We start from the raw sequence: 12371 nt of genomic DNA on the forward strand, positions 1-12371 counted from the left end.
TCACTCACTGGTCGAGATCAATCAATACGCTTTTATGCTGCAGGCAGGCGTCAAAGGCCGCACGGCCCAGATCCCGGCCCACGCCAGAGCGCTTGTAACCGCCAGTGGGCAGAATGTAATCGTTACTGCGACCGTAGCGGTTAACCCATACCGTGCCCGCCGAGAGTTTTCTTACCGTGCGCAGCGCACGCCCCAGGTCAGCGGTATGAACGCCCGCAGCCAAACCGTAAACATCGTGCTCAGCCAGCGCTAGCGCCTCTTCTTCATTTTCGAAGGTTTGGATAGTTAACACCGGGCCGAAGATTTCTTCCGTCACGGCGGGATTATGGCGGTCGATTGTATGTAGCAGGGTGGGTTGGTAAAAGTGGCCACCATCATGTCGTTCAAAGCGCTCTCCACCGGACAGCAATTCAGCGCCCGCTTCGCGGGAGCGGGTTACGATAGATTCGATACGACTCAACTGGGTAGCGGAGATAATCGGCGAAAACCAACCGCCAGCCTGCCAGGTGTGGCCAGGGGTGAGGGTCTTGAACAGCCCACTAAGCCGCTCAACCATGGGCTCAAGCAGTTCCCGTTGGATCAATAGCCGTGAGCCGGCGACGCACACTTGCCCGGCGTTGCCGGTAATCGCGGAGGCAAGGGTTTTGGCGGTGCGATCAATATCCGGGATATCGGCAAACACCAGTTGCGGGCTTTTGCCACCCAGCTCCAGGGTGACCGGCTTGGGCCCGGTTTCTGCACAGGCGCCCATGATGGTGCGCCCGGTCACCGTTGAGCCGGTGAAAGTGACCTTGGCCACATAAGGGTGGCGGCAGAGCGCATCGCCAGTGACCGGCCCATTACCCTGAATGACGTTGAACACCCCTGGCGGCATACCCGCCTCGATGGCTAGCTCGGCCAGCCGCACGGCGGTGAAAGGGGTCATCTCGGAGGGTTTGAGCACCACCGTGTTGCCTGCGGCCAAAGCGGGGGCGACTTTCCAGCAGGTCATGCTGAGAGGGAAATTCCAGGGCGCGATGGCCCCGACGACGCCCAACGGCTCGGCAATCTGCATGCCCAGGTGGTCGTGGGCGGTCGCCGCGACCTCACCGCCGTGCTTGTCGGCGAATTCTGCAAAGAAGCGAATACCCTCGGCGGTGTAGGGCACATCCCAGGCCCGGGACTGATCGATCGGCCGGGTGGAGCCAAGCGATTCCAGCGGGGCGAGATAGTCAATATCGGCTTCAATCAGGTCTGCCCAGCGGCGCATAACCCGTGCCCGCTCCCGCGGCGCGCAGCGTGACCAGTCACCGTGCATAAACGCCTGGTGGGCGCTGGCGACGGCATCATCGACGCGACTGGCATCGGCCAGGGGCAGCTCGGCATAGACGGCCCCGTCGGAGGGGCGCGATACGCTCAGCGCGCTGGGGTCAGTGACGCGCTGGCCCTGAATAAAGTGCGCACAGGGCAGGGCGATGCGGGCAGGATCGAAACTTGGCATGTTAGTCCTTGATTAGAGAGATTTAATAATAAGGAATGGTGACGGCATCCAATTGGTGTCTTGCTTGCCTACCATCCTAGGTCGGATGCCCCAGCATGGGGTGCTGAGTACAGGGGGCTTGGACGCAGGTGATGCGCTCACCTATAGCAGCGACGGTTAAATCTGCTGAATTGCACCAAGCGCCCTTTTATGGCGTGGCATCACGCCGCCCTGAGTGCCAAAGTAGCGGCAAACCAAACAACTCCAGCGCAAGGAAAATAGTGCGATGACTCACTCCCCTTCGATGTCTGTTTCAGCTAGTGCCCCCGCCCGCTTTGAACGTGAGAACTTAACGTGGCGACCGATGACCGTTAACGATCTTGAGGCGGCGCATCGCCTGTCCCATAAGCTCGGCTGGCCCCACCGCGTCGACGATTGGCACCAGATGCTTGAGGTGGGGGAGGGCGTCGTTCTGGAAAGCGTTGACGGTGAGCTGGTGGGCACTGGGCTCTGCTTCAATCAAGGGGCTGTGGCCACCCTGGGTCTGGTAGTGATTAGCGACGAGTGGCAGGGCCTCGGGCTGGGGCGGGAGATGATGGCACGGCTGATGGCGCTGGCGGGCCCACGAACGCTGATGTTGGTCGCCACGAAAGCGGGCCAGCCGCTGTACCAAAAACTGGGCTTTGAGCAGTGCAATCGTATCTGCCAATACCAAGGAGTGGTCACCGGCGCACTGCCTGCGCCGCGTGAGCCGGGTTTACGTTCGATGGAGGCAAGCGATCAGGCGTCACTGATCGCGCTCTCTCCCGACAGCCCGGCTCATGCGGTGGCCGTTCAATCGGCTAATAGAGGGGTGGTGATTGAAAAAGCAGGTGTCATTGAAGGGGTTGCGCTGAAGCGTACCTATGGGCGCGGCGAGCATATTGGCCCCATTCTGGCGCGCAGTGCCGAACAGGCGCAGGCGCTGGTGTTGGCGCTGCTGACGGATGCGGAGGGTGATTTTATACGCATTGATTTAGTCGATCCCGGCGACGATAGCTGGCTGACGGCGTTAGGGCTCACCTGCGTCGATCAAATCACCCGCATGCGCTGTGGCGAGGCCGTCGAGGAGGGGGCGTTAACGCGCTTTGGCATGCTGACTCAGGCGCTGGGCTAACGGTGGAGGCAGCTTATGAACGCGAATATCGTGGATGCCGCTAACGCCATCGCCTCCCAGCTTTCTGCCCAGCGACGTGACTTTCATTGCTACCCCGAGCAGGGGTGGATGGAGTTCCGCACCGCCAGCCTTGTGGCTGAACGGCTTAGCCAACTGGGTTTTAGCGTTCAGTTGGGGCAAGCGGTGGTGAGTGAACGCGCACGTATGGGCGTGCCGGATGCACAAACCCTGAACGACGCCTTGGCGCGTGCGCGGACTCAGGGCGCTGTGGAGCGCTGGCTGCCTGCCCTGGAAGGGGGCTTTACCGGCGTGGTGGGTACGCTGGATACGCAGCGCCCGGGGCCGACCCAGGCGTTCCGCTTTGACCTTGATGCCCTGCCAATTGTTGAGTCCAGCGAGGGTGATCACCGCCCTTACCAAGAAGGCTTTAACTCGCTCAACCAAGGCTCAATGCACGCCTGCGGCCATGATGGCCATACCACCATTGGGTTGGGGGTTGCAGAGCTGCTGAGCCAATTTTCCAGCCAGCTGTGCGGCAAAATAAAATTGATTTTTCAGCCTGCCGAAGAGGGCGTGCGGGGCGCGCAGTCGATGGTCGAGGCGGGTGTCGTCGATGACGTTGATAGATTGGTCGCCACGCATCTGGGCCTCGGTCACCCCAGCGGCCAAGTGATATGCGCGGCGGATGGCTTTCTTGCCACCACCAAGCTGGATGTGCGCTTTTCAGGCAAGGCGGCCCATGCCGGCGGGCAGCCGGAGATTGGCCACAATGCGTTACTGGCGGCCGCCCAGGCGACGCTTGGTTTGCACGCCATCGCCCCTCACAGCCAAGGCGCTGCGCGAATTAATGTGGGTCAACTGCATGCCGGGAGTGGGCGCAATATCATTGCCGATAGCGCGCTGTTAACGCTGGAGACCCGTGGTGCTACGGAAGACATCAACCGCTATATGGAAAACCGTGCGTTTGAGGTACTTAAAGGCGCTGCTGCCATGCAGGGCGTTGATGTCTCGGTTGAGCGCGTTGGTGCCGCCAGCGCCTGCGCCGCCAGCCCTGATCTGGTAGAGAAAATTGCCACTTGCCTTACCGATTACCCTGGCATCACCCAGCTAGTGAAGCGCGATGTAACGCCCTCGGGCTCAGAGGATGCCACCTCGCTAATGGCCAAGGTGATGGAGCGCGGAGGGCAGGCGACCTATATGATTTTCGGTGCGGATCTTGCGGCTGGCCACCACCACGCCTGCTTTGATTTTGATGAGGCAGTGATGCCACTGGCAGTCGGCGCGTTGATGCAGATAGCCCTTAATCCTTGAGTACGCGGTCGCTATGTTGCTAAAGGGAATATCAAAACACCTCGCTAAGCGGCTATGGTGCTTAGCGAGGTGGCTTTGTGTTGTTGAAGAGCAGCGATAGTCAGCCCCGTCTTGCATTAGGCAACCTGTCTTTCAAGTTCGCCAGGAATCAAGAAGCCGCGTAGGATTTTCTCCATTCTCTGGCGTGCGTCAGCATGCTCAAGGTCAAGAAAATGCCCTGCGTTGGGCACGACTTCGAACGTGCATTTCGGCATATAGTCGTCGGCAATCAGAATGTCTTCCGGCGCTGTGTACTCATCCAATTTGCCATTCACGAACAGTGTCGGTATCTCAATATTACCCAGCAGTTGCTCATAATCGGTGTCGTTCATGGAAAGTATTTGCTCGATATGAAAGCAAACCTGGTGAAGTTCCTGATCATCTAACCGTGAGAGGTGCCGGTAATTGATATATTTTAATAAGCGGGGTAAGTATTTTCCTACTTCTTCATTAAGCAGGTTAGCAGCGGTTTTGACATCGCCAATTTGAATATAATGGCGAGCACCATTGATATAGCGCAACATGCCGTCGTTAAGCTGAGTTGAAAATGAGGCTAGCACCGCTCTTTTAATAGATGTGGGGGATTGCGCCAATGCCATCATGGCGGCATAGCCTCCCCAAGAAACGGAAAGTAACGAAGTGGGTTGGTAACGTTCAATCAGGGCTAGGAGGATATTAACTTCATCGTCCTTGGTAATGATACCACCCACAGGGTTATGCGGTTTCGACTGGCCAGCAAAAGGCAAATCAAACAGGATAACGTTTAATCCGTCATTCAAGTATTTGACACAATTGGTAAAAGAGGCTGTGGTGGCTAGCGCGCCGTTGACCATAATAATACTTTCAGTATTTTGTGGCTGTTGGTAGGTTTCTACATGCACGCAATGATTGCCTATCTTTACGAGGTCGGTATTGGCTTTCATGATATTTTCCTTGCAGTAATTGGGTCAGTTAATGCGAGTCTAATGCGTGCATGTCTGAGTAATCGATTCTGAACCTATCAAGTTCATTAGCTGTCACAAGTGTGCAAGTTTTTTAGTATTTCTTTATTTATGTCTACATGATTGTTGAAGGTATTGGCGGCTGTGTATGTAGGATATTGCTGATAGTATTTGTAAGAGATTCGCTATATCTATGTAAGAAATTACTTATAAGTAACTTTTTAATACGCAGTTGTTAATTAATGTGTAGTCGGGTGGTGTTTGGATTAATTCGCGTAGTTAAATATGACTGATGAGTATTGCAGGGAATTAAAGATAACCCCCTCACCTATTTCTGGTGAGGGGGTTATGGGAACTTGCTCAGTACGCAACGCAGAAACGCTGATTGATGTGGTGTGAGTTTTCCAGCTCATCGATCATGGCGATGGCGTAATCCTGCACGGAAATACGGCTATTACCTTCGCTATCAGTGAGTAGCGTATCGGTGCCAAGCCGGAAACTGCCCGTGCGTTCGCCAGGGAAAATCTCAGCGGCGGGGGAGAGAAATGTCCACGCTTGAGCCGTTTGTGCGCGCAGAGTTTCAAGGGCCGTTTGCGCCCCTTCCGCCGTGGCTCGGTACTCTGCTGGAAAACCCGGTGCATCTAACAAAAGCTTACCCGGTGCTACCTCGAGCGTTGCTGCGCCACCCACTATCAGTAGCCTAGGAACAGAGGCGTGTTGAGTGGCGGCCAAAATCGAATTAAAGCCTTTGAGGTAGTAGTCGTAAACATCCTCCTGGGCATGGCCGCTAAAGGCGCTGATAACAGCTTCAAAACCGCGTAGCTGCTCGGTAAGCACATTGGTATTTAACACATCGCTTTTAACGGTAGTGAGATTTTCCTGCGGCGCTACCCGTTCAGGGCGAGTCACTAACGCCGTCACATGATGGCCCCGGGAGAGCGCTTCGGTTAACAGGGCGGATCCAATGAATCCGCTAGCGCCAATCAGTGCAATCTTCATAGCAGTACTCCTTAAGTGGGTAGTCGCTGCATTGTCGGACGCTTTATTGATTTGAAAAATAGCGGATAACGTAATTTACTGTTGTTGATTCCATAACAATAGAGCGCTCTATGACCACCGCCAACGAGTTCGATTTAAACGGTTTACCGATTTTTGTCGCTCTGGTGGAAGCTGGCAGCTTTACCAAGGCGGCGGAGCGGCTAGGCTGTACAAAAACCCGGGTAAGCCTGCAAATTCGCCAGTTGGAAACGCGCCTGGGCGTAACGCTGTTCCTACGCACCACGCGGCGGGTTCAGCTTACCCAGGCCGGAGAGGCGCTCTATCATCAATGCCATCCGCTGTTAACCGACCTACAGGGGGCGCTTGCCAGCGCAGTAAGTGACACCCAGCAGTTGCACGGCGAGTTGCGTATCACGGCCCCTGAAGATTACGCCGCCGGAGTGTTGAGCGAAGCGGTGGTAGCGTTTAGCCGTTTGCACCCAGCGCTGCATATAGAGCTACGTAGCGGCGACCAAGTAAGCGATATGGTCCAGGACGGTATCGATTTAGCGTTTCGTTTAGGCTGGCTAAAAGACTCCACGCTACGCGCCCGTCGGATAGGTACTTTTCAACAGCATGTGGTGGCTGCTCCTGATTATTTGCAACGCCACGGCACACCCTCGCATCCCAAAGCGCTGGAAGCCCATGCGTGGATCGCCTTTACACCGTTAAAAGCGCCGTTAACCTGGGCTTTCCAGCGCCGGGATGAGCAGTGTGAGGTGCAAATGAGCGCGGGGTTGGCAGCCAACTCAACGGTGAGTTTAGTCGCGCTGATGGTCGCTGGCGGTGGTCTCTCAGTATTGCCGGATATTACCGCGGCACCTGAGATAGCCGCCGGACGTTTAGTGCGCGTATTGGGCGAGTGGGCGTTACCGGAAGGCGGTGTTTATGCGGTTTACCCGCCAGGGCGGCACGTAACCGCCAAAGCGCGCGCATTTATGAGCTTTTTTGACGCATGGCTGCAAAGAGAGCCCTAACGCGGTGCTGCACTCAGCTCGGTGTCGCCTTCATAGGTAAGATTGGTTTCCCAGCTTTCGCTACTAACGGCAATCGCCGCCTGAACGCCTGCGCTATCGCCTGCTTTGAAAGCGGTATAAATAGCTTTGTGGTCTTTGAGTGCGGTTTCCGGTAATGACCGCATGGAGGTTTCCAACGCTGCTTCAATGAGCTGCAGCAGTGTTTCACCGACGCGAATAGTCATGGGGTTATGGGTACTGTGCAAAATGGCGCGATGGAAGGCGATATCGTGCTGAGAGGTTTGTGCACCTGAGCGGATCGCCTCTTCCATGGCGTCGATACTTTGCTGAATGCGTTGATGATCCTCTGCTGTCGCGCTACCCATCGCTTGCAGGGTATACGCCGGTTCAAACATCAGGCGGAACTCCAGTACGTCCCGCGTCATGCCTCGCGCCAAGATCATTCCAAATGCCATCGGGTCGACGAGTGGCGTGCCTGGTTCGCGGCGAATCATGGTGCCCTGGCCGCGTTTGACTTCCACAATGCCAATGGCTTGCAGCATTTTGATGGCTTCACGCACGCTCGATTTGCCAATCCCCAAACTGTGGGTCAATTCAGTCTCTGAAGGTAGATAATCCCCTGGTTTGAGGTCTCCACGTATCAAGGCGCTTTTAATGCGCTCTAGCAGTTGCAGCGCAACGGAGCTGCGCTCCATCGAATCCCCAAAAGACGTTGTAGTGGTCGAGGTAATCTCGGGCTGGCGTTTAAAACTCATGGGGGCCTCGCGTGGCTCATCGGTGTTTTTTGCATCCTATCAATGCCATAAGCCTAGCGGCTTAAGACATCTGATGGCATATATTTAAAAGTAATTTGTTTATTTTGTTTCGGTTTATATGCCCGACTTGCTAATGGCTTGTGCTTTAGTCTAGTCTGAAATCAGACATCTGATGTCTGGTGTTTGTATTAGCTAGACATAAAACAAGAGAATCTGCATGAGCCAAAAGCACATCGTGGTGTTGACCACGGGCGGCACTATTGCCAGCAAGCCCAGTGATTCAGGGCGTAGCCAGTCAGGGGCATTAAGCGGGGAGCAGCTACTTGATCGGGTGGCGCTGCCCCAGGGCGTCGACGTTACGGTAGAGGTGATGTCGATTCTGCAGAAACCCAGTAATGCCGTCTCCCTCGCCGATCTTGCTGAGCTCCATCGCCAAGGACGAATAGCATTGGCGCGAGCGGATGTGGACGGCCTGGTGATCACCCACGGCACCGATACCTTAGAAGAGACTGCTTACTTTCTATCGCTCACGCTGCCCGCTGACAAACCGTGTGTTATCACCGGTTCCCAGCGGGCGCCTCACCAGCTAGGCACCGATGCGTTTAAAAATATCTGCGATGCCATCGTGGCGGCGGCAAGCCCGCAACTCAGCCAGCTTGGCTGTGTCGTGGCGTTCAACGAGTCGCTGTTTGCGGCGCGCTATGCCCGCAAGGTGAACAGCTTTCAGCTCAACGGATTTGAGGCCCATGGCGCTGGTTCGCTGGGTTATATCGACGGGCAGCGGGTGAAGCTCTATTACGCGGAAGCGTCGATCGCGCTCCCGATTGAAGGGTGGGATTTGCCGCTACCACGGGTTGATCTGCTACCCGCCTATTTAGATGCCTCTCCCGCGTTACTGAAAGCCTCTGTTGAGAGCGGGGCAAAAGCAGTAGTGATCGATGGCTTGGGTCGTGGACATGTGCCGCCAAGCTGGATGAACGTAATAAGAGAACTGGTTAGCGCGGGCGTCCCGATAGCGGTCGTGAGTAGCTGCGCGCAAGGGCCGGTGAATACCAGCTATGAATTTAGCGGCAGCCTGGCCGATTTAGTGTCGGCTGGGGTGATCGCACTCAACGATATCAGTGCACGTAAGGCAAGGCTTGTACTTGCCTTGCTGCTGAGTAGTACTCCGCGCGATGCGCTGGGTCAGGCGATGGAGCGCTTAATGGCGTGAGCGGCCTCTCAACTTTGCTCAATACACAGTAACAGGAAACTAAAAAAGCAATTCACCATAACTAAATAAGGTGCTGGACATGAAACTAACGCTGACAAAAGCCACCCTCTCTGCTGCTATTGCCGTTGCTTCTCTAAGTGCGGCGCAACTCCATGCGGCCGACTATACCTTCAGCTTCGCCCATGTGTTGATTGAAGAGACGCCGAACGGCCAGGCGGCGCTGCGCTTTAAAGAGGAGGTAGAGGAGAAGTCAGACGGCCGTATCGAGATTAACGTGTTGCCAGCCGCCCAGGTGGGTGGCGACGTTGAAATCATTGAGCAGATTCAGATGGGCTTGGTCGATATCGGTATCCCGCCAACGGCCACGCTGGGCAACTTTGAGCCGCGCATGCAGATTTTGGATCTGCCGTTCTTGATTGCTGATTACGACACCATGGTGGAAACCCTGGATGGTGAAGTGGGGCGCGAAATCCTCGATACCCTGAATGGCCATAATATGTACGGCGTCAATTTCTGGGGAGCGGGTTTCCGCCATATAACCAACAATGATCGGCCGATCGAAAACCCAGAAGATATGGAGAGTATCCGCATGCGCACCATGCAGGCGCCGATCATCATCTCCACCTATGAAAACCTGGGCGCTAACGCCACCGCCATGGCGTTTACTGAGGTCTATAACGGCCTTCAGCAGGGCGTTGTATCCGGTCAGGAAAACCCGTTGGCCAATATCTACACTATGCGTTTCCACGAGGTGCAGGATTATCTCTCGCTGACCAATCATGCCTACCACGCCTATGCGGCGGTGATTAATCAGGATTCCTGGTATTCGCTGCCGGAAGATCTGCAAGCGGTCATGCTGGAAGCCTTTGACAATGGTCGAGACACGTCTCGAGCGCTAACGCTGCAGGACGAAGAGACCATCATGGAGGAGATTAAAGACGAAATTGCGATCAACGAACTCACCCCAGAGCAGCGCGCAGCCTTTATTGAAGCCAGCATGCCGGTGCACGAAGAGTATGAAGAAATCGTCACCACCGAGTTGCTGCATAAGGTATATGACGCTGTGGGCATCGAGTATTGATCCAACGGCTTGGCTAAGACCTGGCTCCTCTCTTCTTACCCCCTTTAAGGGTGTGGATATCTCATGTTCGAAGCGCTCAATAAATGTCTTGATCGCTTGGAAAGTGTGGCGATGGTCGTTTTCATGTCGATTGCGACCATCCTCACCACCATCCAAGTCGTGTATCGCTACGGCTTTAGCGGTTCGCTATTTTGGGCTGAAGAAGTCGTTATTTACTCCATTATCTGTATGAGTTTTGTAGGCGCCAGTATGGGTGTGCGTCATGGAACGCATATTTCGGTTGATGTGCTGAATGCGATTGCCTCGCCCGCCGTTAATCGCTGGCTGCATCTTGTCGCAGCGCTGATCGGTATCGTGTTCGCTGGCTTTATGACCTATTACGGCTTTGTTCTCTATTTCAGCACGCTGGATCGCGGGCAGTTAACCGCTGCACTTCGCCTGCCGATGGCATGGTTCTATTTACCGATTGGCATTTCCGGTGTACTGCTGATTCTGCGTTATCTATGGGTCATCAATGAAGTCTGGAAAAAGCCTCCGGTAGGTCTCTCCGAAGAGCTTGTAGCCGGATCGGATAAGCTCATTTAACCCCTGGAGAGCGACCATGATTACTGCGTTGTTACCGATCTTTTTTGCCGTTTTATTGTTGGGACTGCCGATATTTGCCTCGCTCGCGTTAGCGGTGTTTCTCGCCATTGAGTTTTTTGGAACCACCAACCCGGTGATTGTGCCAATGCGCATGTTTACCGGCATGAACAACTTCTCGCTGATGGCGATTCCGTTCTTTATTTTGGCGGCGGAGCTAATGCGCATTGGCGGTCTTTCAGACCGGCTGATCAATCTCGCCAAGGCATTGGTCGGTTGGGTGCCCGGCGGTTTAGCAGCGGCCACGGTGCTTTCGTGCCTATTCTTTGGGGCCATTTCGGGCTCAAGCCCGGCCACGGTGGTGGCGATTGGTTCGATCATGTTCCCGGCGCTGGTGGCGGCTGGCTACGATAAACGCTTTGCGATTGGCTTGATTGCCACCGCCGGTACGCTAGGCCCCATCGTGCCACCGAGTATTGCACTGATTATCTACGGCTCGGTGACCGGCACCTCTGTTGGGAGACTGTTTGCGGCGGGCTTATTACCGGCCATCGTTATCGCTTCGATACTGATCGCCTACTGCATTGTTTTTAGCAGCATCAAAGGCTATGAGCGCTCGCCTTTCCCAACGCTACGGCAAATTTTTGCGGCCTTTAAAGACGCCGCCTGGGGCCTTGGCCTGCCGGTGATTCTGCTGGGGGGCATCTACAGCGGCGTATTCACCCCGACTGAATCGGCAGCGGTGGCCTGCGTATATGGTCTGTTTGTCGGCATGGTGGTGTATCGCACCATCAACCTTAAAGCGCTAGCGGGGACGTTAAGAAGCTCAGGGCTGATTTCCGCCACGCTGTTGCTGATCACCGCTGGCGCCTCGGCGTTCTCATGGCTGCTGGCGATTACCGGCACGCCGAGCCAACTGGCGGGGCAGGTGCTGTCGTGGACGGACGATCCCTTTCAGGTCATGGCGCTGTTTAACGTGGTGATGATTATTGCCGGTTTCTTTCTCGATAGCGCCTCGGCCATCATCGTGCTCTCGCCGCTGCTGCAGCCTATTGCGGCCCAGGTAGGCGTGGATCCGGTGCATTTTGGGGTGATCACGCTGATCAACTTCTCGGTGGGGATGATTACGCCGCCGGTAGGGTTGAACCTGTTTGTCGCTATGGCGATATCCAAAATGTCGCTGCAGGAAGTGTTTAAAGCCTGCTTGCCGTTGATTGCTTTGATGCTAATCGCATTGATCATTATTACCTACATACCCTGGCTCAGCACTTGGCTTCCCTCGCTTATTTACTAACAAGTAGTGTAATTGTGCTAATCAATAAGGATAACCAACAATGAGTAAAACGATTGAACAGGCGTTGTCGGAGCAGGGACTTACGTTACCGGCGATTCCAACACCGCGCGGCCTATTTCTGCCCTGGTCCCGGTTAGGCAACCAATTGTTTTTAGCGGGCCAGATTTGCGAACGTGGCGGTGATGTTCTCTATCCTGGCAAGGTGGGTGGTGAGTTCGATCTTGAAACCGGGAAACTGGCGGCCCAGGCGTGTGCTTTAAACCTTTTGGCTGAATTGAGCGATGCTGTTGATGGCGACTTCTCTCGTGTGGTGCGCTGCGTGCGTATGAACGGCTTCGTCAATGTGGCGCCGGGCTTTCACGATGTCCCGCTGGTGATCAACGGCGCGTCAGAGCTATTTGTCGCGCTGTTTGGCGACGCAGGGCGCCATGCTAGAACCGCCATTGGAGTGGCTACTCTACCCGGCAATGCAGCGGTGGAAGTCGAAGCTATTTTTGAAGTGCGTTAAGCACTACCCCGGAGGTA

At 55.2% G+C, this 12371-nt stretch carries 12 protein-coding genes; 8 read left to right on the forward strand and 4 right to left on the reverse strand.

The genetic code is table 11. From position 1 onward, the window contains the following. Positions 1-4: 4 nt before the first annotated feature. Positions 5-1480, reverse strand: coding sequence for an aldehyde dehydrogenase family protein (locus tag ACT3UM_RS00480; protein ID WP_498895101.1), 1476 nt, complete (start codon positions 1478-1480; stop codon positions 5-7). 265 nt (positions 1481-1745) lie between these two features. Between ACT3UM_RS00480 and ACT3UM_RS00485 the strand changes: the two genes are divergently transcribed. Beyond that, positions 1746-2615 carry a GNAT family N-acetyltransferase gene (locus ACT3UM_RS00485; protein WP_498895103.1) on the forward strand — a complete coding sequence of 290 codons (870 nt, stop codon included), beginning with the start codon at positions 1746-1748 and terminating at the stop codon, positions 2613-2615. Between the two features lie 15 nt (positions 2616-2630). Further along, the gene (locus ACT3UM_RS00490) at positions 2631-3926 is read left to right on the forward strand and encodes an amidohydrolase (RefSeq protein ID WP_498895105.1); all 1296 of its coding nucleotides are present in this window, start codon (positions 2631-2633) and stop codon (positions 3924-3926) included. Positions 3927-4042: 116 nt separating this feature from the next. Here the strand turns inward: ACT3UM_RS00490 and ACT3UM_RS00495 are convergent, their stop codons facing one another. Further along, positions 4043-4888: an alpha/beta fold hydrolase gene (locus tag ACT3UM_RS00495; RefSeq protein WP_498895107.1), complete on the reverse strand. Its 846-nt coding sequence runs from the start codon at positions 4886-4888 to the stop codon at positions 4043-4045. A 378-nt stretch (positions 4889-5266) separates the two neighbouring features. After that, complete coding sequence (locus ACT3UM_RS00500) at positions 5267-5905, reverse strand: NAD(P)-dependent oxidoreductase (protein ID WP_498895109.1); 639 nt, start codon at positions 5903-5905, stop codon at positions 5267-5269. 110 nt (positions 5906-6015) lie between these two features. On the opposite strand from ACT3UM_RS00500, the gene ACT3UM_RS00505 reads away from it, so the two are divergent. Beyond that, positions 6016-6921: a LysR family transcriptional regulator gene (locus ACT3UM_RS00505; RefSeq protein ID WP_498895111.1), complete on the forward strand. Its 906-nt coding sequence runs from the start codon at positions 6016-6018 to the stop codon at positions 6919-6921. Here the strand turns inward: ACT3UM_RS00505 and ACT3UM_RS00510 are convergent. Then, a complete protein-coding gene (locus tag ACT3UM_RS00510; RefSeq protein WP_144809570.1) occupies positions 6918-7676 on the reverse strand; it encodes a FadR/GntR family transcriptional regulator in 759 nt (252 codons plus the stop codon). The two genes, ACT3UM_RS00505 and ACT3UM_RS00510, sit on opposite strands and share 4 nt — an antisense overlap. 217 nt (positions 7677-7893) lie before the next feature. Between ACT3UM_RS00510 and ACT3UM_RS00515 the strand changes: the two genes are divergently transcribed. From ACT3UM_RS00515 to ACT3UM_RS00535, 5 genes are all read left to right on the forward strand, one after another. Further along, the gene (locus tag ACT3UM_RS00515) at positions 7894-8889 is read left to right on the forward strand and encodes an asparaginase (RefSeq protein WP_498895113.1); all 996 of its coding nucleotides are present in this window, start codon (positions 7894-7896) and stop codon (positions 8887-8889) included. 79 nt (positions 8890-8968) lie between these two features. Next, positions 8969-9970 carry a TRAP transporter substrate-binding protein gene (locus ACT3UM_RS00520; RefSeq protein WP_498895115.1) on the forward strand — a complete coding sequence of 334 codons (1002 nt, stop codon included), beginning with the start codon at positions 8969-8971 and terminating at the stop codon, positions 9968-9970. Between the two features lie 63 nt (positions 9971-10033). Then, a complete protein-coding gene (locus tag ACT3UM_RS00525; protein WP_498895117.1) occupies positions 10034-10555 on the forward strand; it encodes a TRAP transporter small permease in 522 nt (173 codons plus the stop codon). Between the two features lie 16 nt (positions 10556-10571). After that, positions 10572-11846 (forward strand): TRAP transporter large permease, encoded by a 1275-nt coding sequence (locus ACT3UM_RS00530; RefSeq protein ID WP_498895119.1) that lies wholly within the window; start codon positions 10572-10574, stop codon positions 11844-11846. A 40-nt stretch (positions 11847-11886) separates the two neighbouring features. Further along, positions 11887-12354, forward strand: a complete 468-nt coding sequence (locus ACT3UM_RS00535) for a RidA family protein (RefSeq protein WP_498895121.1) — start codon at positions 11887-11889, stop codon at positions 12352-12354. Positions 12355-12371: the final 17 nt, after the last annotated feature.

Origin of the sequence: Halomonas sp. AOP13-D3-9 (assembly GCF_052379125.1) — a bacterium.
Taxonomy (GTDB): Bacteria; Pseudomonadota; Gammaproteobacteria; order Pseudomonadales; family Halomonadaceae; genus Vreelandella.